Source organism: Delftia sp. WSY_10 (assembly GCF_043104705.1).
GTDB classification, from domain to species: Bacteria; Pseudomonadota; Gammaproteobacteria; order Burkholderiales; family Burkholderiaceae_C; genus Comamonas; species Comamonas tsuruhatensis.
Genome location: NZ_JBICKY010000051.1, coordinates 34,915 through 60,238, shown reverse-complemented (window position 1 = coordinate 60,238; position 25,324 = coordinate 34,915). Strand labels below are relative to the sequence as shown.

Annotated in this window: 21 protein-coding genes; 8 read left to right on the top strand and 13 right to left on the bottom strand. The window is 66.0% G+C overall.

All coding sequences use genetic code 11. From position 1 onward, the window contains the following. Positions 1-90: 90 nt before the first annotated feature. Positions 91-1,176 carry a fimbrial protein gene (locus tag ACF8ML_RS19890; RefSeq protein ID WP_152683535.1) on the top strand — a complete coding sequence of 362 codons (1,086 nt, stop codon included), beginning with the start codon at positions 91-93 and terminating at the stop codon, positions 1,174-1,176. Positions 1,177-1,276: 100 nt separating this feature from the next. Next, complete coding sequence (locus tag ACF8ML_RS19885) at positions 1,277-2,548, top strand: amidohydrolase family protein (RefSeq protein WP_047326703.1); 1,272 nt, start codon at positions 1,277-1,279, stop codon at positions 2,546-2,548. A gap of 13 nt (positions 2,549-2,561) precedes the next feature. Here the strand turns inward: ACF8ML_RS19885 and ACF8ML_RS19880 are convergent, their stop codons facing one another. Both ACF8ML_RS19880 and ACF8ML_RS19875 read right to left on the bottom strand, forming a co-directional pair. After that, complete coding sequence (locus tag ACF8ML_RS19880; RefSeq protein ID WP_016451304.1) at positions 2,562-3,281, bottom strand: Crp/Fnr family transcriptional regulator; 720 nt, start codon at positions 3,279-3,281, stop codon at positions 2,562-2,564. 51 nt (positions 3,282-3,332) lie between these two features. Beyond that, complete coding sequence (locus ACF8ML_RS19875; RefSeq protein WP_047326704.1) at positions 3,333-4,244, bottom strand: LysR family transcriptional regulator; 912 nt, start codon at positions 4,242-4,244, stop codon at positions 3,333-3,335. A 151-nt stretch (positions 4,245-4,395) separates the two neighbouring features. Here ACF8ML_RS19875 and ACF8ML_RS19870 point away from each other — a divergent pair, with 151 nt between their 5' ends. Together ACF8ML_RS19870 and ACF8ML_RS19865 are read left to right on the top strand one after the other, a co-directional pair. After that, positions 4,396-5,397 carry a Bug family tripartite tricarboxylate transporter substrate binding protein gene (locus ACF8ML_RS19870; RefSeq protein ID WP_392407740.1) on the top strand — a complete coding sequence of 334 codons (1,002 nt, stop codon included), beginning with the start codon at positions 4,396-4,398 and terminating at the stop codon, positions 5,395-5,397. Then, complete coding sequence (locus tag ACF8ML_RS19865) at positions 5,394-6,686, top strand: hypothetical protein (protein ID WP_392407739.1); 1,293 nt, start codon at positions 5,394-5,396, stop codon at positions 6,684-6,686. The genes ACF8ML_RS19870 and ACF8ML_RS19865 overlap by 4 nt, the downstream gene beginning before the upstream one ends. A gap of 47 nt (positions 6,687-6,733) precedes the next feature. Here the strand turns inward: ACF8ML_RS19865 and ACF8ML_RS19860 are convergent, their stop codons facing one another. The 4 genes from ACF8ML_RS19860 to ACF8ML_RS19845 are packed head-to-tail and all read right to left on the bottom strand — an operon-like array spanning position 6,734 to position 12,832. Further along, positions 6,734-11,332, bottom strand: a complete 4,599-nt coding sequence (locus tag ACF8ML_RS19860; protein ID WP_392407737.1) for an IPTL-CTERM sorting domain-containing protein — start codon at positions 11,330-11,332, stop codon at positions 6,734-6,736. 8 nt (positions 11,333-11,340) lie between these two features. After that, positions 11,341-11,862 (bottom strand): phage tail protein, encoded by a 522-nt coding sequence (locus tag ACF8ML_RS19855; protein WP_392407736.1) that lies wholly within the window; start codon positions 11,860-11,862, stop codon positions 11,341-11,343. 5 nt (positions 11,863-11,867) lie between these two features. Continuing rightward, positions 11,868-12,359, bottom strand: a complete 492-nt coding sequence (locus ACF8ML_RS19850) for a phage tail protein (RefSeq protein WP_016451310.1) — start codon at positions 12,357-12,359, stop codon at positions 11,868-11,870. Continuing rightward, a complete protein-coding gene (locus tag ACF8ML_RS19845) occupies positions 12,359-12,832 on the bottom strand; it encodes a phage tail protein (protein WP_016447529.1) in 474 nt (157 codons plus the stop codon). The genes ACF8ML_RS19850 and ACF8ML_RS19845 overlap by 1 nt, the downstream gene beginning before the upstream one ends. 137 nt (positions 12,833-12,969) lie before the next feature. Between ACF8ML_RS19845 and ACF8ML_RS19840 the strand changes: the two genes are divergently transcribed. Then, the gene (locus ACF8ML_RS19840) at positions 12,970-13,341 is read left to right on the top strand and encodes a DUF6916 family protein (protein ID WP_267177929.1); all 372 of its coding nucleotides are present in this window, start codon (positions 12,970-12,972) and stop codon (positions 13,339-13,341) included. On the opposite strand, the gene ACF8ML_RS19835 is transcribed toward ACF8ML_RS19840, so the two are convergent. The 6 genes from ACF8ML_RS19835 to ACF8ML_RS19810 form a co-directional block, all read right to left on the bottom strand. Next, a complete protein-coding gene (locus ACF8ML_RS19835; protein ID WP_392407734.1) occupies positions 13,328-13,852 on the bottom strand; it encodes a GNAT family N-acetyltransferase in 525 nt (174 codons plus the stop codon). The genes ACF8ML_RS19840 and ACF8ML_RS19835 overlap by 14 nt on opposite strands. Beyond that, positions 13,842-14,201 carry a DUF6916 family protein gene (locus tag ACF8ML_RS19830; RefSeq protein ID WP_133072408.1) on the bottom strand — a complete coding sequence of 120 codons (360 nt, stop codon included), beginning with the start codon at positions 14,199-14,201 and terminating at the stop codon, positions 13,842-13,844. The genes ACF8ML_RS19835 and ACF8ML_RS19830 overlap by 11 nt, the downstream gene beginning before the upstream one ends. 94 nt (positions 14,202-14,295) lie before the next feature. Next, a complete protein-coding gene (locus tag ACF8ML_RS19825) occupies positions 14,296-15,225 on the bottom strand; it encodes a dihydrodipicolinate synthase family protein (RefSeq protein WP_392407733.1) in 930 nt (309 codons plus the stop codon). Positions 15,226-15,236: 11 nt separating this feature from the next. Beyond that, positions 15,237-16,409 (bottom strand): L-rhamnonate dehydratase, encoded by a 1,173-nt coding sequence (locus ACF8ML_RS19820; protein ID WP_016447524.1) that lies wholly within the window; start codon positions 16,407-16,409, stop codon positions 15,237-15,239. Positions 16,410-16,437: 28 nt separating this feature from the next. Next, positions 16,438-17,466, bottom strand: a complete 1,029-nt coding sequence (locus tag ACF8ML_RS19815) for a 4-hydroxythreonine-4-phosphate dehydrogenase PdxA (protein WP_392407732.1) — start codon at positions 17,464-17,466, stop codon at positions 16,438-16,440. Positions 17,467-17,473: 7 nt separating this feature from the next. After that, a complete protein-coding gene (locus tag ACF8ML_RS19810; RefSeq protein WP_392407731.1) occupies positions 17,474-18,445 on the bottom strand; it encodes a Bug family tripartite tricarboxylate transporter substrate binding protein in 972 nt (323 codons plus the stop codon). A gap of 114 nt (positions 18,446-18,559) precedes the next feature. On the opposite strand from ACF8ML_RS19810, the gene ACF8ML_RS19805 reads away from it, so the two are divergent. Then, positions 18,560-19,516 (top strand): LysR family transcriptional regulator, encoded by a 957-nt coding sequence (locus ACF8ML_RS19805; RefSeq protein ID WP_047473884.1) that lies wholly within the window; start codon positions 18,560-18,562, stop codon positions 19,514-19,516. Here the strand turns inward: ACF8ML_RS19805 and ACF8ML_RS19800 are convergent. Next, entirely contained in the window at positions 19,513-20,442 is a 930-nt protein-coding gene (locus tag ACF8ML_RS19800) for a LysR family transcriptional regulator (protein ID WP_154833813.1), read from the bottom strand. The genes ACF8ML_RS19805 and ACF8ML_RS19800 overlap by 4 nt on opposite strands. Positions 20,443-20,568: 126 nt before the next feature. Between ACF8ML_RS19800 and ACF8ML_RS19795 the strand changes: the two genes are divergently transcribed. Beyond that, positions 20,569-21,351, top strand: coding sequence for a putative hydro-lyase (locus ACF8ML_RS19795; protein ID WP_154833814.1), 783 nt, complete (start codon positions 20,569-20,571; stop codon positions 21,349-21,351). Between the two features lie 233 nt (positions 21,352-21,584). Beyond that, positions 21,585-25,217 carry a hydantoinase B/oxoprolinase family protein gene (locus ACF8ML_RS19790; protein ID WP_392407730.1) on the top strand — a complete coding sequence of 1,211 codons (3,633 nt, stop codon included), beginning with the start codon at positions 21,585-21,587 and terminating at the stop codon, positions 25,215-25,217. The last annotated feature ends 107 nt before the right edge of the window (positions 25,218-25,324 follow it).

Sequence of the window (25,324 nt, the reverse complement as noted above, 5' to 3'; positions counted from 1 at the left end):
ATGTCCATCGCCTGCCTCGCCACGACCTTCATGGCACCGGGCAGACCTTGAATCAGATTGATCTGATTTCATCTCGGATGAAAGGTCCCTATGATTGAAAATTTACCAAGGAAATGCGGCCTTGGAATTTTTTATTATCCGGAGGTATTCAAAATGCATATATTCGCAGGTGCTTTTTGCAGAATAAACAAGGCTGTCATGATATTTATTTTGGCAATGATGGCCACCTCCGCATGGTCCCAATGCGAAATTAAAGATACAAGTGATGGGGCAGGCTATTACAAGTATGTGTTCAGTAATTTCAATCCCCCAGAATTCAATCCCACTGTGGCCAAGAACACGGTGATTTACTCAAAAGCCGCTGTGGCGGTACTGAGTAATGGAATTGGCGATAGATTGATGAATTGTAAGCAACGGGTCATGGGCTATAGCGTAGGTAAATCTACACCAGTCAATAATATATACCCGACGACAGTCGAGGGTATTGGAATGAGGGTTTCGACTATACATGGTGCTGCGCCTGTAAGTACTTCGGAGCATTCCGATCACCCCGGATCTTTTGCATATCAACTTTCCGATGTCAAAGTTGAGTTGATCAAGACCGCAGATGGCGATATCACTGCAGGTGGCGTGCTGGACAGCGATTTCCTGTACGAACGCGCGACTGATGCATTTGGCCAGATTCTCGCTCAATACAGCTTTTCCTCGCCTGTCGTCCTCCGGCCCAGGGTGCCCACTTGTACCCCACAGGCGCCGGAGCCCGTGCGCATGGCCCAGACTGTCACTCAAAAACTCACCTCAATCGGCTCAACCGGTGCTCCCCGCTCCTTCCTCATCTCGTTGTTGTGCAAGGGCGGCATTCCAGGTTCGTTGACCAACGCCTATGTCACCCTGACGGATGTGGCAAATCCTGGAAATATCGGGAATGCTCTGACCCTGTCGAAAACCTCGGTGGCAAAAGGTGTGGGTGTGCAGATCCGCAAGGATGACCAGATACTGGGCTTTGGCCCGGACTCCAATGCCGCCGGCAACAGGAATCAATGGTTTGCAGGGTCTGTTGCCTACGGGCAGGAGCGGTTGGATATCCCGCTGACGGCGCGCTATGTCAAGACCGGAGAGAACGTGACCATAGGCAGTGCCAATGCGGCGGCGACCTTCACCATCAGCTACCAGTAGTTCCCCCTGATCCCTTGCGCTTTCGGTCTGACCGCTGGCAGGCCATTCAGCGTGGTCAGGCAAGTCTGCGGGTGCGCGGCCATGCCCGCAGAATACGCAGATGCTTGATCTACTCGTCATTCACGCCACGCTGCCCGACGGCCGCCAGGACATGTCCATCGCCGTGCAGGGCGGGCGCATCGTCGAGGTCGCGGCCGGTCTTTCAGCGCCAGCCCACCAAGTGGTCGATGCGCAGCACCAGCTGGTCTCGCCGCCCTTCGTCGATCCGCATTTCCATATGGATGCCACGCTGAGCCACGGTCTGCCGCGCGTCAACCGCAGCGGCACGCTGCTGGAGGGCATAGCGCTGTGGGGCGAGCTCAAGCCGCTGCTCACGGCCGAGGCGCTAATCTCGCGCGCGCTGGAGTATTGCGACTGGGCGGCGGCCAAGGGGCTGCAGGCCATCCGCAGCCATGTGGATACCAGCGATGTCCGCCTGCTGGCCGTCGATGCGTTGCTGGAGGTCAAGCGCCAGGTGGCTCCCTATATCGACCTGCAGCTGGTGGCGTTTCCTCAGGACGGCGTGCTGCGCTCGCCCGGCGGCGTCGCCAACCTGCGGCGGGCGCTGGACAAGGGCGTGGACGTGGTGGGCGGCATTCCCCACTTCGAGCGCACCATGGCCGAGGGTGCCGACAGCGTCAGGCTGCTGTGCGAGCTGGCGGCCGAGCGCGGCCTGCTGGTGGACATGCACTGCGACGAGTCCGACGACCCGCTGTCGCGCCACATCGAAACCCTGGCCTTCGAGGCGCAGCGCCTGGGCCTGCAGGGCCGTGTCACGGGCTCGCACTGCACCTCCATGCACAGCATGGACAACTACTACGTGAGCAAGCTGCTGCCGCTGATCGCCGAAAGCGGCGTGGCCGTGATTGCCAATCCGCTGATCAACATCACGCTGCAGGGCCGCCAGGACAGCTATCCCAAGCGCCGCGGCATGACGCGCGTGCCCGAACTGCTGGCCGCAGGCGTCAACGTGGCCTTCGGCCATGACTGCGTGATGGACCCCTGGTACGGCATGGGCTCGGGCGACATGCTGGAGGTCGCCCACATGGGCCTGCATGTGGCGCAGATGACCGGCCAGGACGGCATGCGCGACTGCTTCGACGCCGTGACCACGCGCGCGGCGCGTGTGATGCACCTGGACGGCTATGGCATCGAGGCCGGCTGCGATGCCAGCTTCGTGCTGCTGCAGGCGCGCGATGCGGCCGAGGCGATACGGCTGCGCGCCACGCGCCTGAAGGTGTTCCGCAAGGGCCGGTTGCTGGCCGAGGCGCCTGCTGCAACGGCTGCGCTGCATCTGCCGGGCCGCCCGGCAAGAATCGACTGGCGGCGCTGAACCGGCGCCGGCCTCAGGCGCCGGCCAGGCTGGCCTCACGCACGATGGTCTGCAGGGCCACCAGGTCCCTGACCACCAGGCCCTGGGCTTCCACGCGAATGCAGGCGTCGCGCTCCATGCGCTTGAGCTCCTGGTTCACGCGCTGGCGCGAGGCGCCCAGCAACTGGGCCAGCTCCTCCTGCACCAGTTGCAGGCCTATGCGCAGCTCGCGCGGGTCGTCCAGCACCTGTGTGCCGTAGCTGCGCGACAGGTGCAGCAGCTGCTTGGCCAGGCGTGCGCGCAGGGGCAGGGTGTTGAGGTCTTCCACCAGCCCGTAGGTCTGGCGTATGCGGTGGGCCTGCAGGCGCAGCAGGGCGTCGTAGAACTCCACATGCGTGGCCAGGATGGCGTGAAAGCTCTCCTTGTCCACGCACAGCAGCGTGGTGTCGCCATGGGCATAGGCATCGCGCGTGCGGGGCTCGTCAAGAAAGGTGGACATGGCACCGAACCAGGCGCCCGGCTCCACATAGGCCAGCGTGGTCTGCCGACCCGACAGGCTGGTCGAGCTCATGCGCACGGCGCCCTGCGCACAGGCATACCACCTGTGCGGCACATCGCCGCGTGCATAGATCAGTGCCCCGTCCTTGAGCCGCCGGACCGTGGTCTGGCGCAGGATGTCATGGCGCAGCGAGGGCGAAAGGCTGCAGAACCACTGGCCGGAATTGATGGCCTCGCGCTCGGCGGGGGTGAGCATGGGCTCGTGGGTACTCGTTTGCAAACCGCTTGTCTCCAATCGGCCGCAATTTTAGGGCGTGCGAGCCTGCGGATAGGCGTGCAATTGCTCTCGCAGCAACTGCACGAAGCAGTCAGCCCTTTCGGTGGGCGCGTATTGGGGCGGCAGGGCCAGCACCACCTCCACCGCGCAGGCTGGAAGCAGTGGCAGCACACGCAGGTCGCGCGCGAACACCGAGGCCACGTAGGGGTTGACCACGCCCAGCCCCAGCCCCTGTGCGGCCAGGGTGCAGATGGTGGAGGAGTAGGTGGTCTCCATGGTGGAGCCGGCTTCTATGCCCTGCTCCTGCATGGTGCTGCGCAGTTGCAGGTAGATGTCGTCATCGGCGTTGAGCGTCAGCAGCAGCTGGCCCTGCAGATCGCGCACGTGCAGCCGCGTGCGCATGGCCAGCGCATGGTCCGGGTGCATGACGCAGACGGCGCGGCTGCGGTGCAGCACGGTGGCGTCCAGCTCGGGCGTGCTCAGCGCCATGGTGCTGACCACCAGGTCGAAGTGGCCATGCAGCAGGCCCTCGCGCAAGGGCGTGGAGCCCAGGGTCTGCAGGCTGATGTGGGTGCCCGGGTAGCGCTGTGCAAAGCTGCGCACCACGGCCGGGATCACGCTCAGGCCCAGGGCCGGCGTGCAGCCTATGCGCAGCGTGCCGGCGCCGGACTGGCGCAGTGCGGCCAGGTCGCGCTCTATGCGTTCGCGCCCCAGGAAATGCTGCTGCACGGTGGCGAACAGTTCCACGGCCTCGGCCGTGGGGCGCAGCCGGCCCTTGTGCATGTCGAACAGCTTGAGCCCTGCGGCCGCCTGCATCTGGGCCAGCAGCCGGCTGACCGAAGGCTGCGTGGTGTGCAGCAGCCGCGCGGCGGCCGTGGTGGTGCCGGTCTGCATGACGGCACGGAAGGCTTCGATCTCTCGGGAGCTCAGGGGTCTGGACATGGCGATTCGGTCCTGCTCGGGGTGGCTGGCAATGTATATCTTTTCTGTATAGAGGCCACGGAAAAATGCATTTTTCCAAAGATGCCCCGCTTTCTACACTGGCCTCATTGCATCGTTTGCCCAGGCGCGGCAGCGCCATCGAAAGGATTCCATGATCAAGACAAGCGCAGGCCGCAAAGCCGCCATGCTCGCTGTGGCCATCTCCGCCTCGTTGGCTGGCACGGCACCAGTCGCCGCCATCGCGCAGGATGGCTTTCCCCAGCCCGGCCGGCAGGTGCGCATCATCGTGCCGTTCACTGCAGGCGGCAGCTCCGACGTGCAGGCACGCATGCTGGCCGACCGCCTGAGCAGGCTCTGGGGCCAGCCCGTGGTGGTGGAAAACAAACCCGGCGCGGGCGGTCATCTGGGAGGCCGATATGTGGCCGATCAGCCGGCCGACGGCTACACGCTGATGGTGGGCTCCATCGGCCTGCATGCCGCCTATGGCGTATACAGCAAGCTGGCCTATGACCCCGCAAAGGATCTGCGCGTGGTGACCGTGCTGGCCGAGATGCCGCATGTGGTGGTGGCCACGCCCAGCCTTGCCGCCAGCAACCTGGCCGAGCTGACGGCGCTGGCCAAAAAGGCGCCTGGCACGGTCAACTTCGGCTCGGCCGGCGTGGGCTCGTCGGTGCACATGATGGGTGAGCTGTACAAGCTGCAGGCGGGCGCGCCCATCGTGCATGTGCCTTATCGCGGCAGCTCGGCCGCGATCAACGACCTGCTGGGCGGCCAGATCCAGCTCATGTTCGAGAACCCGCCCACGGTGCTGTCGCACATACGCGGCGGCAAGCTCAAGGCGCTGGCCGTCACGGGCAGCCAGCGACTGCCGGCCCTGCCGGACGTGCCCACGGCGGCCGAGTCCGGGCTCAAGGACTTTGTGGCCACCTCCTGGACCACGGTGGCCGTCTCCTCCAAGGTGCCCGAGGCCATCGTCAAAAAGCTCAATGACGACATCCGAAAGGTCGTGGCCACACCCGAGTTCCGCAAGGGCCTGCAAGAGCAGGGCATGAGCGCCGTCGCCAACAGCCTGCCTGAGGCGCAATCCTTCGTTGCCCGCGAAAAGCAGCGTTGGGACCGCGTGATCGCCGAAGGCCACATCTCCGCCCAATGAAACGCTCCATGACTTCGAAAACCCCCGCATCCTTCGTCCCCTGCCGCCGCCTGGGCGATGGCCGCCAGCACCACTTTTTCGGCTACTACAACAAGTCCAGCTGGGACCGCAGCAATCGCCTGGTGCTGGCGCAGCAAACGCCGTGGATGGACCAGTACCTCACGCCCCAGGCGCGGGCGTCCATCGGCTACTTCGATACCGAAAACGGCGACCGCTTCCACGCCGTGGGCGAGACCGGCGCCTGGAACTGGCAGATGGGCAGCCAACTGCAGTGGCTTGACGGGCTGGCGGGCCGCCAGCTGATCCACAACGACAGGACGGCAGATTCCGGGGGGCGCTATCCGGGGTTCGGCTCCGTGGTCATCGATGTGGACAGCGGCGCGCGGCGCACCCTGCCCATGCCTGTGTATGTGGTGGCGCCCAGCAGTGCCTGGGCGCTGTGCGTGGACTACCGGCGCCTTTACATCACGCACGAAACCATTGGCTACAGCGAAGAGGATGGTCCTTTCGCGTTGCCCTTGGCGCCCGAGGACGACGGCATCTGGCGCATGGAGGTCGCGACGGGCGAGGCAAGGCTGCTGGCCAGCTATGCGCGCCTCAAGGCATTTCATCACCGCACATCGATGGACAAGGCCATCCACTGGGTCAGCCATATCGAGGTCAACCCGTCTTCCTCGCGCATTCTTTTCCTGCACCGCTGGACCGAACGCGTCAAGGACGAAACCTGCTTTCTGCACCGCCTGATCACCATGGCGCCCGACGGCTCCGACATGCGCCTGCTCGAATGCTCGGACCATCCGCTGCCCCAGCTGGCCGACGACTTCGACCCGATGGCCGTGGGTACGTTCGACTACGAAAAGTCCGAATACCAGATCTCGCATCCGCTATGGCAGGACGACAGCCACATCATTGTGTGGGGCCCGCATGCCGGGGAGATCCACTATCACCTCTATGACGATGTGGAGGGCGGTGGCGTGCAGGTGGTGGGCGCAGGCGTGCTGGTGGAGAACGGCCACATGAGCTTCTCGCCCGTGGACACGCGCTGGCTGCTCAGCGATACCTACCCCGACGACCGAACGCACGAGCGCTTCCTGTTCCTGTACGACATGCACACGGGCGAGCGCCACGACCTGGGCAGCTTCTACGCCTCGCCCGATCTCAGCAAGGAAAACCGCTGCGACCTGCACCCGCGCTGGAGCCGTGACGGGCGCCAGGTCTGCATCGACTCCGTGCACGAGCACCAGCGGCAGATGTATGTGCTGGATGTGTCGGGGATCGTGGAGGCTTGACTCGGGTAGTCGGGGGCGCGTGAGCAGCCCCGGCTACAGCGTACGACTCAGCGCGGCTTGCGCATTCGCGTGCGGCGTCCGGCCAGGGCTGCGACGCCCAGCATCAGCGCTGCCAGCGTCCACTGGCCCCATTGCGAAAGCGTGGGAATGGCCGCGGGGCTGCCGCCGGCAGCGGCGGCCAGCACGGCCACGCCACCCGGGTCACTGATGAAGGCGTTCACATCCAGGTCGTCATCGCCGTTCCTGCCGTCCTCAATCGTTAGCGTCACGCTGTTGTCGCTGGCGTTGAACTGCGCGCCGGTGAAGTGATACCAGTGCGGCGTTGCGTTGTCGGACGTGGGGCCGTACTTCCAGTACTGTGCATTGCGGGGCAGATTGTTCGGGAACGTGAGCTTGATGCTCACCGTGGATCCCGGCGCACCGTTGTGGACAGCGAAATCGAACAGGCCCAGCGGGAACTGAAGATTGGCAGGCGGTGCATCGGCAGGTGACCTGATGTGCCCCTGCAGCGGGATGAAGCCCGCAGTCTGCGCCGGGCCTGTTCCCATGGGTGTGAAGACCCATGGGCTTCCCGCAGCAATCTCTGCTGAGACCGTCGTTCCGCCCACGGTACCGGTGATGGTGCTCAGAGAGTGGGGGGGCAGGGTGATCGTGAAGGTCTGGTTCACGGGCGTTGCCGCGGCGTACTCGGCATCGCCGGCCTGGCTGGCCTGCAGCGTGCAATCTCCCGTGCGCATCAGCCGCAGCGAGGTGCCGGTGACCACACAGGTCTGAGGAGTGAGGCTGCTGAAGCTGATCGGCAGGTTGGAGTTGGTTGCGGCGGCGTTTGCCAGCGACAGGGCCTGGGGGCTCAGATAACGCAGGGACGAGAAATCGAAGGTGATGTTCTGGATTGCCTTGCCGACTGCAATCTGTACCGAGCCGGTGGCCTGTGCATGGTTGGCATCGGCCGCCTTGGTCGCCGTCACCGTGCAGCTGCCTACGGCCGTGCCGGTGACGGTGTTGCCGAACAGCGCGCAGTTGCCAGCGCCTGCCGTCAGCGCCAGCGTGAGTGCACCGCTGCCGCTGCCGCCAGTGACGGTGACCGTGCTGGAGTCGCCTTTGGGAATGCTGGCGGGTGATGCCACCACGGACAGGGCCACCTGGCTTGCCTGTGACACCGTCACCGAAGTGCTGGCCGTGGCCTCTTCATGGTCGGCATCCGCTGCCTTGGTGGCCGTGACCGTACAGGTTCCGACACCCAGGCCGGTGAGCGTGGAGCCCGCGATGCTGCAGGGGCCCGCGACGCTCAAGCCGATGGCGCCGGTGCCCGAGCCGCCCGTGGTGCTCAGTTGCGAAATGCCGCCAAAGCTGATGGCTGCAGGACTGGCCTGCACCGACAGTGCTGTCTGTCCAGCCTTGGCCACGATGACGGTGGTGCTGGCGCTGATGGCCTGGTGGTTGATGTCGCCAGCCTTGGTGGCCGTGATGGTGCAACTGCCGGCGCCAATGGCACTCAACTGGTTGCCCGTCACCGCGCAGAACTGGGCACCACCCGTCACGGCGTAGGTGACGGCGCCGCTGCCCGAACCCCCAGTGGTCGCCAGGGTTGCCGTGGCGCCGAAGGTTAGGGTCGAAGGCGTGGACTGCACGCTCAGGGTGACCTGGGCTGCAGGGGTCACGGTCACCACGGTGGTGGCCAGCGTGTCCTGGTAGTTGGCATCGCCCAGCTTGGTGGCGGTCACTGTGCAGGAGCCCGTGCCTTCCGCAGTGAGCGTGTTGCCGTTGACGGAGCAAAAGGCGGCTCCATCCGTGATGGAAAAGCCCACGGCGCCGGCCCCTGCGCCGCCACTGGTTGACAGCGCGGCCGTGCTGAAGGCCGCCAGCGTGCTGGGCGTTGCCGTCGCCGTCAGCGCAGGCTGCTGGGCCTTGATCACCGAGATGTCCACGGTGGTCGTGGCGGCCAGGTAGCTGGCGTCTCCCGCCTTGGTCGCCGTCACGGTGCAATCGCCCACAGCCGTGGCTGTGACCGTGTTGCCTGTCAGGGTGCAATAGGCCGCGCCTGCAGTTACGGCGTAGCTGATGGCGCCTTCGCCAGAGCCGCCGTTGGCGCTCAGCGTGGTGGTGCCGGCATAGGGCAGGGTCTGCAGTGCTGCACTTGCCGTCAGTGCAGCCTGCGGGCTCTTGTCATTGGTCAGCGAGAACGAGGTGCTGGCCGCCCCTGCCTGCGCGGTCACGGTATAGCTGCCGGCGAACAGGTTGGCCGTGGCACTCAGCGATGCGATGCCCTGGTCGTTGGTCGTGACCGAGGTTCTTGTGGCAAAGGTGGTGGATGGCCCCGATGCGGCAGGCGCATTGAAGTCCACCATGATGCCGGCAAGCGGCTGGTCGTCGATGTCGGTGACCTTGACCGACAACGGCGTGGCAAAAGGCTGCTGGATGCGGGTGGACTGTTGAGAGCCAGTGAGCACCGCCATGGCCGCAGGTGGGCCGAAAGGATCGATGCGAAATACCAGACCATTCGAAAGGCTCTCGTTTGCGCTGAGAGCGCTGTTCGCAGGGTTGGTCAGGCCGTTGGTGCCCGATGTGGTGGTGGCGCCGCCCACGGAAAGAAGGGTCCTGCCCTGCACATTGGTTGCGGCCAGGCTGCGCATGGCCTCGTTTTCCGAGGTGCCCAGGAACCCTGCATAGTTCCAGTTGTTCGGATCGCTGGTTGCGATGCTGACCAGGAAGCCGTCCTGCTTGCCTCCTGGCGTGGTGGACAGGCCGCTTTGTGCCTTGACGGGAAAGCCTGCGCCATTGCTGGTGCTGCCCGTGGCGAACCACTGCACGCCGTCGCCGGCCAGCCCTTCCACGCTGTCGTAGCCATTGCCACCCAGGTAGGTGGCGTCCAGCACCTGGTCTCCTGATGCATTCAGACGCAGCACAAAGCCGTCCATGCCGGTGCTGCGCGCGGTCTGCGGCCCTAGGCCCTTGCGCAGTCCGCCGTTGTCGGCAGGAAAGTTGTCTGACCCGGTCTCCCCGCCCACGAGCAGTGAGCCGTCATACATCAGGTTCAGTGCCAGTGCACGGTCCGCACCGGCCCCCGAGCCTGTCAGCAGCGTGAAGTAGTCGAAGGCGCTGCCGTCGGCCCGGATCTTGGCTACGAAGCCGTCTGATCCATCGATGGCGCGCGAATTGATTTGTGTCCTGAGGCCCGTGGCGCCCGGCATCCCCGAGACAGAGTCGGTAGCGCCAGCCACATAGGCCGCGCCGGTGCCGTCCACGGCAATGGCATATCCGATGTCGGCGCCGCCGTCGCCGCCGATGTATCCGGCGTACTCCAGCCCGCTGCCTGAAGCGTCGATGCGGGCCACGAAGGCATCCCGCATTTCTGACTGCGCAGGGCCGGAGCCGTGGTTGAGCTGCGGCCCGTTCACGGCAGGAAAGCCTTTGCCTTCCGTGAATCCGGTCACATAGACCCGGCCAAGGGTGTCCAGAGCCAGGGCATTGGCCTGATCGTCACCCGTTCCACCAATCAGGCCCGAATACAGAATGCCGGCACCGTCTGGTGCCAGGCGCATGACGAAGGCATCCCTATCCGTCGTGCTCTTGCTGCGCCGAAAGCGTTGGTTGGCATCTGTGCCAAGCAGGGGGAAGCCGGTGGATTCCGTGCTGCCCGCCAGGTGGATGCGGTTTTGTATGTCCACGGCCAGGCCGTTGCAGGCGTCGTCTTCCGATCCGCCCACATAAGTGACGCTCATGGGGACACCCTTGGGATCGAATCTGACGACGAAGGCATCCTCGCCACCTTTGCTGCTGCCCGCGTTGGGCAGGTCGGACGATTGCGTCACGCCACAGGCGTAGGTGTTGCCGTCGCTGTCTCGCGCCACGGCGTTGACCTGGTCGGCCGAGTTGCCTCCGACCAGGCCCGAGTAGCCGGTCCAGGCCGGATCGATGACCAGCGGCAGGCCTTTGTCATGGCTGCCCAGCTCAAAGCCCACGCGCCAGGTGGTGGCGTCCACCTGCTCCAGCCGATAGCGGGCGGGCACGTCCACGCGGCCATTGCCCCGGGGTTGGTAGACCAGCGGTGCATCGTCGGTGAAAAGGTCGTTGCCTATGCTCCACTGCAGCGCTCCCGTGGGCAGGATGCGTGCATCCGTCGCACCTTCCACGCGCAGCCAGACCTGTGCGGCATCGGCACCAGGAGCCAGTTCAAACTGGTACTTCAGACCGCCGGGCTCGCCCTGGAAAACGGCATCAATGCCGGGCCAGACACTGCGGTAGCCCAAGGCACCGAAGCTGCGCAGGCCCGTGCGCCATTGCGCGGCTTCGCCGACCAGCCAGTGGTAGAGCGTGGGCGAAGGGTGCAGGCCCTGCGGGGCCGACATCGATGCGTTCTCGAAGCTGTAGCGCAGGCGCGAATCCGGGCGCAGGCTCAGGCTCCGGGCCACGCCGGATGCGGCCACCGACCGGCCTTGCACGCCGTTGATCTGGCCGGGCAGGTCGATGCTCATGCCTTGCGCATCGAAACTGATGCGCTTGCCTGCGGCCATGGCGCGAAAGCCGGCACCGGGTATCTCTATGAAGCGGTTGTCCCTGCCGGAGAATTCGCGTTGGACCAGGGGATCGGCCTGGACCCCCGTGATCAGGGCCAACATGGTCAGGGCCGCAATGGAACTGCGCATAGGTGTACTCAGCTCCGTGCGGGGAAGATGCCCTGCAAGGCGATGATGAAGTTCATGACCAGGTAGGGCGGAAGATTGTTGTGTGGCTGGCTGCCGCCCGCAGGTTGAGGGGGGGCCATGGTGACCGCAGAGGTGTTGGAGGCTGGCGCGATGTAGGGGCGCGTCGGTGCGGTGCCCAGGACGGCGCCTGCCGGGCTTGCTACAGCGGGATCCGCAGGCGTGCCCGCTCGGGCCAGATGGCTGTGGACGGGAATTTCCGATGCCTGCAGCGTCACGGTTTCAACACCGCCGGATTCGCCCAGATCGCGCAGTGACAGTCCAGGTCCTTGGCCCGGGTGCATGGGCATGCGGCCCTGCAAGTCGGGAAGCGCGAAGTTGGACTTGCCATTTCCACCGTATGTCGTTCCCAGCAGGGAAAACAGCGCTGTGCTCTGAGAAATCGGCATGAGCTGACCATCGCAAAAGGCCCAGCCCTGGGGTGCGAAGTTGAATCCGCCAATGCGGATTTCGGCGACGAAGGGATCGGACATGGTCTTCAGGTCGGAGAAGGAAAGAGGCCTTGCATGGCCATGCAAAAGCTCAGTGCCAGATAGGGCGGCATATTGAGGTGTGGCTGGCCGCCGCCCACATTGGCCAGCAGGGCTGGCATGGTCGTATCACCGCTTTGCGCATAGTGGCCGCGCGCCGCTGCAGGCAGGTTGCCGTTGCCCGATGTCGCCTGGCCCGTAGTGCCGGAAGCGGCCATGGCGTGGCTATGCTGCGGTATCTCTGACAGGGTCAGGGTGTGGGTTTGCTCGCCTGCTCTCTCTCCCTGCGTATGGCCGGCTCCCATGTGCATGGGCATGCGGCCGCGCAGGTCGGGCAGTGCAAAGTTGGTCTGCCCGTCGCCACCGTAGGTGGTGCCCAGCAGCGAGAACAGTGCCTGGTTCTGGTTGATGGGCAGCAACTGCCCATTGCAAAGAGCCCAGCCTTTGGGGGCGAAGTTGAAGGAGAAGACGCGAACCTCTCCGAGAAAGGGGGTAGACATCAGGTGGGGGAGGGATAGATGCCGAACAGCGAGATGATGAAGTTCACGCAAAGGAAGGGCGGCATATTGGTATGCGGCTGCGACCCTCCTACCGAACTCACCATCGATGCAGCCATGGGCGTGGCGGGGACGCCGTTCACAAAGGCCTTGTGATCCCTGTGCTTGGCAAACACTGCGTCGGCGGGCGAGGCCAGAAAGCCTGTGCCCGAGGACGCGGGAACGCCGTGCGTGTGGGCTGGAATCTGATTGACGGTCAGCGTGACGTCTTCGACTCCAGCGGCCTGAGCCAGCGGGAATCCGTTGCCTGCGTGCAGGGGGATGCGGCCACGCATGTCTGGCAGGGCGAAGGTGCTTTGGCCATCACCGCCGTATGTCGTGCCGATCAGAGTGAAAAGGGTTTCGTATTCCGAGATGGGCATTTGCTGCCCTTCGCAGAACATCCAGCCTGCCGGCGCGAAGTTGCCGGCAAACATGCGGATTTCCCCAACAAAGGGTTGAGCCATGACAGGGTGGGGTTAGTAAACGTTAATAATTGCAAAATAGTTTAGTATGGCAACCTGTTTCGCAGCAAAAATATTTTGCTTCTGTTGCTTGGGCAGGAAGGGCCACGATGAAGACAGGACGCCGTGCTTTCATGCAGGTTGCAGGGGCCTTTCCCGCTGCAGCGGCTGCTTCCAGCATTCCGATGGGCGTCAGCGCTGTGGCCATGGAGTTGCGCCGCAGCCACTTTCAGCCGCTGCTTGGCCACAATTTCTCGGTCGCCGGGGAAGCGGCTGAGTTACGTTTGGTTGCGCTGAGCGCGCTGCCGCACGCTCTGCAGAGTGACCGGTCTTTCAGCGCCCTGTTTGAGTTGTCCCGCCCAGGTGCCTTGCCACAGAACACCTGGGAAATCGCTCACCCGGCTCTGGGACGCCACGCTGTCTTCCTGAGTCCCAGCGACGCGCAAGGCGGTCTGCTGGAAGCCGTGTTCAACCGCGGCTGAGCGCCGCGGTCCTGCGCATGCGCAGGTAGATGCCTTCCTGGTCCTGCTCGACAAAGCCCAGGCGCGTATACAGGCGCCGGGCTGGATTGTTGGCTTCCACGAACAGCTGCATGTCGCGCCCTTCTTGATCTGCCCAGCCGGCCAGCCATTGCATGAGGGCCGTGCCCAGTCCCTGGCCTTGAACAGCGGCGTCGAGCGAGATGTCCATCACTCCCAGCGACCCGGGTGCGAGATTGAGGTAAAGCCGGCCTATAGGCAGACCTGCCCTCTCGATCACGAAAAACGCGCCGTGTGCGTAGTGCTTGCGGTAGTGCTGGTCCTGCAAAGCGAACTGCGAATCGCAGAAGGCATGCTTTTCGGCTTCGCTCCAGGGCACGGGCGCCAGTTCGGCAGCGCGTACCTGGCGGTACAGGGCGCGGAGAAAAGCGTAGTCGGCTTCTTCGGCCAGGCGCAGCCGCACATCCTCCAGATACAGCGGCGGCAGCTCGGGCACGAACGGCTCAGACGGCATGGGAAAAGCAGGCCTCGTAATCGACATGGCCTGCCGACTGCGCAATGGGCGTGATGAAGATGGCGTAGTCACCGAGCTGCGCATGGCGCACGCGGTAAGTGCGCTGCGGCAGCTGCGGCTGGCGCGGACCGCGAAACACCAGGGAGAACTGCAGCATGCCGGGCGTGTCGGCCGATGTCTGCGTTGCGCTGAGCACTTGCATGTCGATGCCGATGGTGTGCTCGCCCTCCGCCATGAAGAAGCTCACGGTCTGCTGGGCCAGGGACTGGGCGTCGTTCCAGGACAGGGCTCTGGCATACAGCGCGTCGTCCAGTTCGACGTTGGACGGGGACAAAGAGGTTGCGGACATGGGCGGCAGTCTGATCGGTGGGGCTGGCAGGCACAGAGCGGCAGCATAGCCCATGCACAGGCGGCGGTTTTCTTCTGCTGAGACCTCAACTGCCTCAACCCCCCCAGCGCAGCACCAGCGGATCGAGCCGCCGTGCAATGTCCAGCAACTGGCGGCGCACCTCGGGGTGCATGGGCGGCCAGGGCGCGCGCGGCGCGTCGCAGGCGATCACGCCGCCGGCCTTCATCAGCGCCTTGGCGGCCAGGAAGCCGGCCTGGCGGTTTTCGTGGTTGATCAGCGGCAGCCAGCGCTGGTAGAGGGCGAATGCGGTGTCGGGGTCGCCGTTTCTGTGCGCTTCGATGATGGGGCGTATGCCGTCGGCAAAGCCGCCGCCCGTCATGGAGCCCGTGGCGCCGGCCTCCAGGTCGGCCAGCAGGGTGATGCCTTCCTCGCCGTCCCAGGGGCCTTCGATGGCCTCGCCGCCCAGGGCGATGAGTTCGCGCAGTTTGCCGGCGGCGCCTGCGGTTTCCATCTTGAAGTAGCAGACCTGCTCGATCTCGCGGGCCATGCGCGCGAGGAAGGCGGGGGACAGCGGCGTGCCTGCGGCGGGCGCGTCCTGCACCATGATGGGAATGGCGATGGCATCGGACACGGCCTGGAAGAAGCCCTGGATCTGGGGCTCGCCGAAGCGGAAGGTGGCGCCGTGGTAGGGCGGCATGACCATCACCATGGCCGCGCCCATGTCCTGCGCGCGGCGGCTTCGCTCGGCGCACACGCGCGATGAGGTGTGCGTGGTGGTGACGATCACGGGCACACGGCCCGCCACATGTTCCAGCGCCGTGCGCGTGAGGGTCTCGCGCTCGTCATCGGCCAGCAGGAACTGCTCGGAGAAGTTGGCCAGGATGCACAGGCCATCCACGCCCGAGTCGATCATGAAGTCCAGGCAGCGCTTCTGGCTGGCCAGGTCCAGCGTGCCGTCCTCGTGGAAGGTGGTGGGTACCACGGGGAAGATGCCGCTGTAGCGCGGCCGAGAAATTCCGGGCATGGCGTGCTCCCTCATTCGACGATGCGGAACTGGTCCAGGTACTCGGTCTTGAGCGTGAGGCCCAGGCCCGGCACATCGTCCCTGAGCTGCAGGAAGCCGTTCTCGGCCACGGGTTCGCCGTCGAAGATGTACCAGAACAGCTCGTTGCCCACTTCCACGTCGAAGATGGGAAAGTACTCGGCCATGGGCGAGGCCAGCGTGCTCATGGTCAGGTGGTAGTTGTGCATCTGGCCCGCATGCGGGATGACGGGCACGCTGAACGCCTCGCACAGTGCATTGATCTTGTGCGCGGCCGTGATGCCGCCCACGCGGTTGGTGTCGTACTGCACGACGCTGACGGCCTTTTTGTCGAGCAGCTGCTTGAAGCCGTAGAGGCTGAACTCGTGCTCGCCGCCCGAGATCGGAATGCCGCTGAGCCGGCTGAGTTCGGCGTAGCCGTCGATGTCGTCGGCGATCACGGGCTCCTCCAGCCAGCGCGGCTCGAACTTCTCCAGCTTGGGCAGCATGCGCCTGGCGTACTCCAGGTTCCAGCCCATGTAGCACTCCAGCATCAGGTCGCAGTCGTAGCCTATGACTTCGCGCACGGCCTCGACCGAGCGCAGGTTCTCGCGCACGCCTTCCTGCAGATGGGCCGGGCCGTAGCCGAAGCGCATCTTGAAGGCCTTGAAGCCCTGGTCCAGGAATTTTTGCGCCTCTTGCTGCATGGCCTTGAGATCGGTGCGGTAGAGCTTGCTGTAGTAGCAGGGAATCCTTTCCTTGGTGCGCCCGCCCAGCAGCTTGAACACAGGCTTGTTCACGCTCTTGCCCAGGATGTCCCAGATGGCCAGGTCCACGGCCGAGATGGCGGCCATGGTCACGCCCTTGCGGCCCCAGGCGTGCGTGGCGCGGTACATGCGCTGCCACAGGTATTCGTAGTCCCACGGGTCGTGGCCGATGACCAGGGGCGCCAGGTACTCGTCGATGATGGCCTTGGCGATGCGCGGCGCCAGCGCCACGTTGCCCAGGCCGACGATGCCGTCATCGGTCTCGATCTCCACCACCGTCCAGGAATGGAAGCGGAAGGTGGACATGGTCTCCTGAGGCGCATAGAGCAGGTCCATGGCGTTGGAGCAGAAGTTGCCCTGGGGCGGCACGGTCTTGCCTTGCCATTCGTAGACGCGGGCGCGAACGGATTTGATTTTCATGATGGTGAGGGCGGGGGAGTGAAGTCAGTCAGCACAGGCGCGCGGCGCCCATGCGGCAGGCGATCAGGAAGGCCTGCCAGGTGGCCTCCACGCTGGCCCGGCCCTGGCCCGCGATGTCATAGGCCGTGCCGTGGGCCGGCGTGGTGATGGGGATCGGCAGGCCGCCCTGCACGGTCACGCCGCGCGAGAAGCCCAGCAGCTTGATGGCGATCTGGCCCTGGTCGTGGTACATGGTCACGATGGCCTGGTACTCGCCGGCCTGGGCCTTCAGGAAGATGGTGTCGGCCGGGAAGGGGCCGTGGAACGGGTCGGGCGTGGGCCAGTCGCGGGCCTGCAGCGCGCGCACGGCCGGCGCGATGATGTCGATTTCCTCGCGCCCGCAGGTGCCGCCGTCGCCGTTGTGCGGGTTGAAGCCCGCAATCGCCACCTTGGGGGCAGCCATGCCGCTGGCCAGCAGCGCGCGGTAGATCAGCTCGGCCGCCTGGGCGATGCGCTCCTGGCTCAGATGGCTGGCCACGTCCCTGAGCGGCACATGGGACGAAATGCGCGAGGTCCACAGATCGCCCAGCGTGTTGAATTCGCAGAAATAGCCGCTCACACCCAGGTACTCGGCAAAGTGGTGCAGCTCGTCCTCATGGCGCAGGCCGCCCAGCTTCATGGCCTGCTTGTTGAGCGGCGCAAAGCAGATGGCGTCGATCTGGCCGGCCTGGGCCGCGTCCATGCACCGGTCCAGCACCTGCAGCACCGAGCGCCCGCCTGCGGCTTCGGCACGACCCTGGTGCACGGCATCGGGGGCCACCGTGTCCAGGGCCAGGAAGGCGGGCAGTGCAGTATCGGTGCGGCCCCGTGCAAGGGCCATGCTGGCGATGGGCGCGGTGGCCACCTGCAGGCCCGCGATGTGTTGGCCCTGCTGCCACAGCCAGGGGTCGCCGGCCAGCACGATGTTGGCCTTTTGCATGGCCTCGGGCCGCGCCAGCAGGCGTGCGATCAGTTCGGCGCCTATGCCGGCGGGATCGCCCAGGGTCAGGGCGACGACGGGAAGTTCGGATGCGGGCATGTGCGGCTCAGTCGATCTTGATGTGGTTCTTGCGGATGATTTCGCCAAAGCGCTGGTACTCGGCGTTGTGCAAGGCAATGAACTCCGCCTGGCCCATGGGCTGCAGCTCGGCGCCCATGGCCTCCAGGCGCGTGCGCGTCTCGGGCAGGGCCAGCACCTTGTTGACTTCGTCGTGCACCCGGGCCTGCACGGCGCGGGGTGTGGCTGCTGGCATGTAGATGCCGTACCAGGCGCCTATCTCCACGCCCGGCAGGCCGGCCTCGGCCAGCGTCGGCACCTGGGGCAGCTGGGCGTTGCGGCGCGGTGACGTCACGCCCAGCGGGCGCAGCTTGCCGGCCTTGATCTGGCCGATCACCGAAGGCATGGTGTCGAAGCTCATCTGCACCTGGCCGCTGACCAGGTCCACCAGGGCGGCGGCGCTGCCCTTGTAGGGCACGTGGGTCAGTTCAATGCCGGCCGCGTCCTTGAACATCTCGGCCGCGATGTGCTGGGTGCTGCCCGTGCCGCTGCTGGCGAAGTTGATCCTGCCGGGCTCCTTGCGGGCCAGGGCGACCAGTTCCTGCACCGAGTTCGCGGGCAGGTTGTTTCCCACCACCAGCACATTGGGCACTGCGCCCACATAGGCCACGGGCACCAGGTCGCGGTTGCTGTCGTAGCCCAGCTTGAGCAGGTGCGGGGCAATGGCATGGGCCGTGACTACGCCCATCACCATGGTGTGCCCGTCCGTGGACTTGGCCGTCATGTCCACGGCCAGGGTGTTGGAGACGCCGGGGCGGTTTTCCACGATCACCGGCTGGCGCAGCAGCGGCGCCAGCCGGTCGGCCACCGCGCGGGCCATGGCGTCGGTGCCGCCGCCCGGGGCCGAGCCCACCAGCATGCGCACAGGCCGCGTGGGCCAGTCGGGCGGGGTTGGCGGGGTTTGAGCGGTGGCGAGCGAGGGCAGCAGGGCGGCTGCGGCCAGCAGGATGCGGCGTTGCATGTCTTGTCTCCGGTGCTTTTGTTGTGGGTCCATGCTAGGCAGGCAATTGATTGCCGTAAACTGAAAATTGCTGATGAATAGATAACTCCAGGCAATCAATTCAAAGGGACTTCCATGGGCTCCATCGACCGCAGGGACAGCACGCCGCAACTGCTCAACCGCCTGCGCATGCGGCAGGTGGCGCTGATGCTGGCCATAGAGGAGCAGGGCACGCTGCGCGGCGCTGCAGCCCGGCTGGGCCTGAGCCAGCCGGCGGCCACCAAGATGCTGCATGAGCTGGAAGGCGCGCTGGGCCTGCCGCTGTTCGAGCGCGTGGGCCGCGGCCTGCAACTGAACGCCGCCGGCGAGCGCGTGACGGGCTACTTCCGCCACCTGCGCGGCGGCATGGAGGCGCTGAACCGCGAGCTGCAGGAACTGCGCGAAGGCAGCGCGGGGCGGCTGGCCGTGGGCAGCATCATGGCGGCGTCGCCGGGCCGCCTCACGCAGGCGCTGCTGGCGCTCAAGCGCCAGTGGCCGCTGTTGTCCATCGAGGTGGCCGTGGACACCAGCGACCGGCTGCTGGCGCAGTTGCAGGACGGGGTGCTGGAGGTGGTGGTGGGCCGTCCGGCCGGGCCGTCCGACGCGGATCACCGGTTTTGCTCGCTCGATGATGAGGCCCTGTCCATCATCGCGGGCTGCGGCCATCCGCTGGCGCGTGCCCGCAGCGTGAGCTTTGCGCAGTTGCAGGCCCATGGCTGGGTGCTGCAGCCGCCGGGCAGTCCCATGCGCGCGCTGATCGACCAGGAGTTCCAGGCCCACGGCCTGCCGCTGCCGCGCGGCCTGATCGAGACGGGCTCCATCCTCACCACCATGAACCTGGTGCGCAACTCCGATCTGGTGGCCGTGATACCGCAGGCCGTGGCCCGCGACCATGCCGAGCACGGCATGGTCCGCATCCTGCCCTACCGCATGCGCCGCAACCTGCAGTCCTACGGCAGCCTGGTGCGCCGCGACCGGCCGCTGAGCCAGGCGGCCGCCAGCTTTCTGGCGCTGCTGCACGGGCAGGAGCCGCCGCCGGCATCCGCGCCCTAGCCGATGTACCGCGCCAGATGCGGGCTGACCCGCTTGCAGTAGCTCTTGCAGACGCGGCGCAGCACCTGGGCAGTGTCGGTGACGCCGGGCGGCGGGCTCTTGGGGTACCAGGTGGTGATGCGAAAGGAGGGCGGCGTGGGCAGCTCCAGCTCCACCAGCTCCCCGCTTGCCAGCTGCGGCGCCACCAGCATGCCGTGCATGATGGCGACGCCCAGGCCCTCGCGCACCAGCGAGACCAGGGCCGCCAGCGAGGGCGATCCCGAGATGCGCAGATCGCTGGAGACCATGCCGCTTTGCACGGCCAGCTGCTGTGCCATGGCCACGGCCTGCTCGTAGGGGCCGGTGCCGCGCATCTGTGTCAGCAATTGCTTGCCCAGCGCCTTGTGCAGACCATCCTTCCTGGGCACCAGGCCCCGCCTGGCAATCCAGTGCACGGGCACTTCCAGCAGGTTCTCGACCACGGCGAACTGGGGGTCCACGCCGCAGCCGGTGCGCACGATCAGGTCCAGGTCGCGCCGCATCATCTGCTCCGACAGGTGGGTGCTCAGATCGACGGTCAGGTCCAGCTCGATGTGCGGCAGGCTGGCGCCCATCGCCTTGACGAATTCGGGCAGGAAGGTGTGTACCGCCGTCTCCAGCACGCCGACCCGCAGGCGGCAGCCGATGGCGTCGTCGGACCTGGCGGCACGCTCCAGGGTGCGTGCGGCTTCGATGACGGCCTCCGCATGCCGCAGCAAGCGGGCGCCGGCGTCGGTGATCTGCAGCGTCTTGCGGTCCCAGTGGAACAGGGTCACGCCCAGGTCCGACTCCAGCCCGCGTATGCGCATGGAGACGGCACCGGGGCTGGCGTGGACCAGTTCGGCCACGCGGCGCACGCTGCCGATGCGTGCCAGCAGCACAAAGGTTTCCAGAAAGCGGATGTTCATGGGTGTCTGCGCGGGCTGCAGTGGCTGTTCAGTTTTTCTGGGAGAGGCTGCGCACAATTCCTGAGTGGACCGGTGGCCTGCTGCTTTTTACATTGGGAGGCATCTCCACTCAATAGAGGCTCACCCATGACGCACTGGACCCATCCGACCGAGTTCCGACAGGAGGTGCGCGCCGGCCGCTTTCGCGAGCAGACGGCAGGGCAGTGCCCCGGCTACACCCAGGGCAACCTGGCGATATTGCCGCGCGAGTGCAGCGAGGAGTTCCTGCGGTTTGCTCGCCTCAACCCCAAGTCCTGCCCGCTGATCGGCGTGACCGAGCCCGGCAGCAGCCGCGTGCCCGAACTGGGCGATATCGATCTGAAGACCGACCTGCCCTCGTACTGGGTGTTTCGCGATGGTCACAGGGCCGAGCAGGTGAATGACCTCACGGAGCTGTGGCGCGACGACCTGGTGGGCTTTGTCATCGGCTGCTCCTACTCCTTCGAGGACGCGCTGCGCGAGGCGGGCGTGCCCGTGCGCCACATCGATGAAGGCCGGGGCGCGCCCATGTTCATCACCGACATTGCCAACGGCCAGGCGGGCCGGTTCGGTGGCCGGATGGTGGTCAGCATGCGGCCCATGACGGCCGCCCAGGCCATCCGTGCGATCCAGGTGACTTCGCGCTTTCCCAGCGTGCATGGGGCGCCCGTGCACCTGGGCGATCCCGCGCAGATAGGCATTGCCGACATCGACAGGCCGGACTTCGGCGAGCCCATGGCGCTCAGGCCGGGAGAGATTCCCGTGTTCTGGGCCTGCGGCGTGACGCCCCAGCAGGCCATACGCTCGGCGGCCCTGCCATTCGCCATCACGCACGAGCCGGGCCACATGCTGGTGACGGAGTTGCGCAACAGCCATCTGGCCGCGTTCTGACGGCCTGCCTGCCTGGCTTGGGGCCCGCTTCGGCGGGCCTTTTTCTTTGCGTCGCTGGCCGGCAAGGGGCCGCTCCTGTTCAGTTTTCGTGAACAGAGGGGGCGAAAACTTCTCGATGGACGCGGTCCAGGGGCACTTTTAGATTGGACGCCAGTGGTGGGCACCGGCGGAGGGCCGTGCTCCAGGCCACGGTTTTCCTGACTTCAACTTCGAGACAAACGGGTTCCGACACCATGCAAGAACGCTCCACTCCCCATGACAGGCGCTGGCAATTCTGGATAGACCGTGGCGGTACATTCACCGACATCGTGGGCAAGCGGCCCGATGGCAGCCTGGCCACGCACAAGCTGCTGTCGGAAAACCCCGAGCAGTACCGTGATGCGGCCGTGGCCGGCATCCGCCACCTGCTGGGCCTCAAGCCCGGCGAGCCGGTCACGCCGGACCTTGTGGAGTGCGTGAAGATGGGCACCACGGTGGCCACCAATGCGCTGCTGGAGCGCAAGGGCGAGCCCACGCTGCTGGTGACCACGCGGGGCTTTCGTGATGCGCTGCGCATCGCCTACCAGAACCGTCCGCGACTGTTCGACCGCCATATCCAGTTGCCCGAACTGCTCTACAGCGAGGTGGTCGAGGCCGTGGAACGTGTGGATGCCCATGGGAAGGTGCTGCGCGAGCTGGACGGGCTGCACCTGCACACGGCGTTGGCCGCAGCCCATGCGCGCGGCTTGCGCAGCGTGGCCATCGTCTTCATGCATGGCTACCGCCATACGCGGCATGAGCAGATGGCGGCGCGCATTGCGCGGCAGTTGGGTTTCACGCAGGTCAGCACTTCGCACGAGACCAGTCCGCTGATGAAGTTCGTGAGCCGGGGCGATACCACGGTGGTCGATGCCTACCTGTCTCCCATCCTGCGCCGCTATGTGCAGCAGGTGGCTGCAGAGATGCCGGGAGTGCGGCTGTTCTTCATGCAGTCTTGCGGAGGGCTGTCCGACGCGGGCAGTTTTCAGGGCAAGGACGCCATCCTGAGCGGGCCGGCCGGAGGCATCGTGGGCATGGCGCGCACGGCGGGCCTGGCCGGGCACGACAGGGTCATCGGTTTCGACATGGGTGGCACATCCACCGACGTCAGCCACTATGCAGGCGCCTTCGAGCGCGAGTTCGAGACCCAGGTGGCCGGCGTGCGCATGCGCGCGCCGATGATGAGCATCCACACCGTGGCCGCCGGCGGCGGCTCGGTGCTGGCCTATGACGGCTCGCGCTTTCGCGTGGGACCCGAGAGCGCGGGTGCCCATCCCGGCCCGGCGAGCTATCGCCGCGGCGGCCCCCTGGCCGTGACCGATGCGAACGTGATGGTCGGCAAGGTCCAGCCGCGCTACTTTCCCAGCGTGTTTGGGCCTGCCGCCAACGAGCGACTGGACGGCGAGGCCGTGCGTGTCCGCTTCGAGGAACTGGCGCAGCAGACGGGGCGCACTCCCGAGGACGTGGCCGAGGGCTTCATCCGCATCGCCGTGCAGCAGATGGCCAACGCCATCAAGAAGATCAGCGTGGCGCGCGGCTATGACGTCACGCGCTATACGCTGCAGTGCTTCGGCGGCGCGGGCGGCCAGCATGCCTGCCTGGTGGCCGATGCGCTGGGCATGTCCCGCGTGTTCGTGCATCCGCTGGCCGGCGTGCTCAGCGCCTATGGCATGGGCCTGGCGGACCAGACCGTGATCCGCGAGCAGGCCATGGAGCTGGCGCTGACTGCCGAGGCCCTGCCGCTGATCGCCGAATGCCTGGATGCGCTGGGCACGGGCGCGCAGGCGGAGCTGGAGCGCCGGCAGGTCGGCGCAGGCCCTGTGCAGGTGCGGCACAACGTGCATGTGCGCTACGAGGGCTCCGATTCCGCCTTGGTCGTGCCCTTTGGCTCCCTGCCGGGCATTCAGTCGGCTTTCGAGTCGGCCTACCGCCAGCGTTTCGCCTTTCTGATGGCGGGCAAGGGCCTGGTGGTGGAAGCCGTGTCGGTCGAAGCCGTGATTGCGGGCGATGCGCCCGGCGAGCCGCTGCTGCCGGAGCATCCGCCGCGCGAGCATCCGCGCCGCGAAACCGTGCGCATGTACTCCGGCGGCGCCTGGCATGGCGCGGCCCTGGTGGTGCGCGAGGACCTGCGGCCCGGCGACGTCATTGCCGGCCCGGCCATCATCGCCGAGCGCAACGCCACCACCGTGATCGAGCCTGGCTGGTCGGCCAGGCTCACCGGGCTGGATCACCTGGTGCTGGACCGGGTGGTGCCGCGCAAGGTCGAGTACGCGGCCGGCACGACGGTGGACCCTGTGCTGCTGGAGGTCTTCAACAACCTGTTCATGAACATCGCCGAGCAGATGGGCCTGCAGCTGCAGAACACCGCCTATTCGGTGAACATCAAGGAGCGGCTGGATTTCAGCTGCGCGCTGTTCGATGCCCGGGGCCATCTCATCGCCAACGCGCCGCACATGCCTGTGCACCTGGGCTCCATGGGCGAAAGCATCCAGACGGTGATCCGCAGGAACGCCGGGCGCATGGCCCAGGGCGATGTCTACGTGCTCAACGACCCCTACCAGGGTGGCACCCATCTGCCGGACATCACCGTCATCACGCCGGTCCATATCGCCGGCGAGGCATCTCCGACCTTCTACGTCGGCAGCCGGGGCCACCATGCCGATGTGGGCGGCATCACGCCGGGCTCCATGCCGCCGTTTTCCACGCGCATCGAGGAAGAGGGCGTGCAGATCGACAACTTCAAGCTGGTCGATCGCGGCGTGCTGCGCGCCCAGGAGATGGTCGAGCTGCTGCAAAGCGGCGAGTACCCAAGCCGCAACCCGCAGCAGAACCTGGCCGACCTGAAGGCCCAGATCGCGGCCAATGAAAAAGGCGTGCAGGAGCTGCACAAGATGGTGGCGCAGTTCGGCCTGCCCGTGGTGCAGGCCTACATGGGCCATGTGCAGGACAACGCAGAGGAGTCGGTGCGCCGCGTCATCACGCGGCTCAGGGACGGGCAGTTCACGCTGGAACTGGACAACGGTGCGCAGATCCGCGTGGCCGTCACCGTCGATACGGCCGAGCGCAGTGCCGTCATCGATTTCTCGGGCACCAGCGTCCAGCAGACCAACAACTTCAATGCGCCGCGCGCCGTGTGCATGGCGGCCGTGCTCTATGTGTTCCGCACGCTGGTGGACGACGACATCCCGCTCAACGCGGGCTGCCTCAAGCCTTTGAAAGTCATCATCCCCCAGGGCTGCATGCTCAACCCCAACCCGCCCGCTTCGGTGGTAGCGGGCAATGTGGAGACCTCCACCTGCATCACCAACGCGCTGTTCGGCGCGCTGGGCGTGATGGCGGGCAGCCAGCCCACCATGAACAACTTCACCTTCGGCAATGCGCACCACCAGTACTACGAAACCATTGCCGGCGGCAGCGGCGCGGGCGCGGTGCTGGACGCCGAGGGCCGGGTGGAGCGCGGCTTCAACGGCACCAGCGTCGTCCAGACGCACATGACCAATTCGCGCCTGACCGATCCGGAGGTGCTGGAGTTCCGCTTCCCCGTGATGCTGGACAGCTATGAGATCCGCGACGGCTCGGGCGGCGGCGGGCGCTGGCACGGCGGCAACGGCGGCGTGCGGCGCGTGCGCTTCCTGGAGCCCATGACGGCCAGCATCCTGTCCAACGGGCGCCTGAATCCGGCCTTCGGCATGGCAGGTGGCCAGCCGGGGCAGCCGGGCATCAACCGTGTGCTGCGTGCCGACGGTCAGGTGGAGGAACTGGACCACATCGGCGCCGTGCACATGCAGCCGGGCGACATCTTCGAAGTCTGCACGCCGGGGGGCGGCGGCTACGGAACGGCGGCCTGACACGCCGCCAGCAGGGGGCATGGCGCGGGCGGGGGAGGGCCGCCCGGCCAGGCCCGGATCACAACCGATGGAGTGCCATTGAATGCAAGACGCTTCGCGCAGCCGAA

Bases quoted from the DNA above. Each gene is read 5' to 3' on its own strand.
- ACF8ML_RS19890 (WP_152683535.1), top strand. From the start codon at position 91: ATGATTGAAAATTTACCAAGGAAATGCGGCCTTGGAATTTTTTATTAT.
- ACF8ML_RS19885 (WP_047326703.1), top strand. From the start codon at position 1,277: ATGCTTGATCTACTCGTCATTCACGCCACGCTGCCCGACGGCCGCCAG.
- ACF8ML_RS19880 (WP_016451304.1), bottom strand. From the start codon at position 3,281: ATGCTCACCCCCGCCGAGCGCGAGGCCATCAATTCCGGCCAGTGGTTC.
- ACF8ML_RS19875 (WP_047326704.1), bottom strand. From the start codon at position 4,244: ATGTCCAGACCCCTGAGCTCCCGAGAGATCGAAGCCTTCCGTGCCGTC.
- ACF8ML_RS19870 (WP_392407740.1), top strand. From the start codon at position 4,396: ATGATCAAGACAAGCGCAGGCCGCAAAGCCGCCATGCTCGCTGTGGCC.
- ACF8ML_RS19865 (WP_392407739.1), top strand. From the start codon at position 5,394: ATGAAACGCTCCATGACTTCGAAAACCCCCGCATCCTTCGTCCCCTGC.
- ACF8ML_RS19860 (WP_392407737.1), bottom strand. From the start codon at position 11,332: ATGCGCAGTTCCATTGCGGCCCTGACCATGTTGGCCCTGATCACGGGG.
- ACF8ML_RS19855 (WP_392407736.1), bottom strand. From the start codon at position 11,862: ATGTCCGATCCCTTCGTCGCCGAAATCCGCATTGGCGGATTCAACTTC.
- ACF8ML_RS19850 (WP_016451310.1), bottom strand. From the start codon at position 12,359: ATGTCTACCCCCTTTCTCGGAGAGGTTCGCGTCTTCTCCTTCAACTTC.
- ACF8ML_RS19845 (WP_016447529.1), bottom strand. From the start codon at position 12,832: ATGTTTGCCGGCAACTTCGCGCCGGCAGGCTGGATGTTCTGCGAAGGG.
- ACF8ML_RS19840 (WP_267177929.1), top strand. From the start codon at position 12,970: ATGAAGACAGGACGCCGTGCTTTCATGCAGGTTGCAGGGGCCTTTCCC.
- ACF8ML_RS19835 (WP_392407734.1), bottom strand. From the start codon at position 13,852: ATGCCGTCTGAGCCGTTCGTGCCCGAGCTGCCGCCGCTGTATCTGGAG.
- ACF8ML_RS19830 (WP_133072408.1), bottom strand. From the start codon at position 14,201: ATGTCCGCAACCTCTTTGTCCCCGTCCAACGTCGAACTGGACGACGCG.
- ACF8ML_RS19825 (WP_392407733.1), bottom strand. From the start codon at position 15,225: ATGCCCGGAATTTCTCGGCCGCGCTACAGCGGCATCTTCCCCGTGGTA.
- ACF8ML_RS19820 (WP_016447524.1), bottom strand. From the start codon at position 16,409: ATGAAAATCAAATCCGTTCGCGCCCGCGTCTACGAATGGCAAGGCAAG.
- ACF8ML_RS19815 (WP_392407732.1), bottom strand. From the start codon at position 17,466: ATGCCCGCATCCGAACTTCCCGTCGTCGCCCTGACCCTGGGCGATCCC.
- ACF8ML_RS19810 (WP_392407731.1), bottom strand. From the start codon at position 18,445: ATGCAACGCCGCATCCTGCTGGCCGCAGCCGCCCTGCTGCCCTCGCTC.
- ACF8ML_RS19805 (WP_047473884.1), top strand. From the start codon at position 18,560: ATGGGCTCCATCGACCGCAGGGACAGCACGCCGCAACTGCTCAACCGC.
- ACF8ML_RS19800 (WP_154833813.1), bottom strand. From the start codon at position 20,442: ATGAACATCCGCTTTCTGGAAACCTTTGTGCTGCTGGCACGCATCGGC.
- ACF8ML_RS19795 (WP_154833814.1), top strand. From the start codon at position 20,569: ATGACGCACTGGACCCATCCGACCGAGTTCCGACAGGAGGTGCGCGCC.
- ACF8ML_RS19790 (WP_392407730.1), top strand. From the start codon at position 21,585: ATGCAAGAACGCTCCACTCCCCATGACAGGCGCTGGCAATTCTGGATA.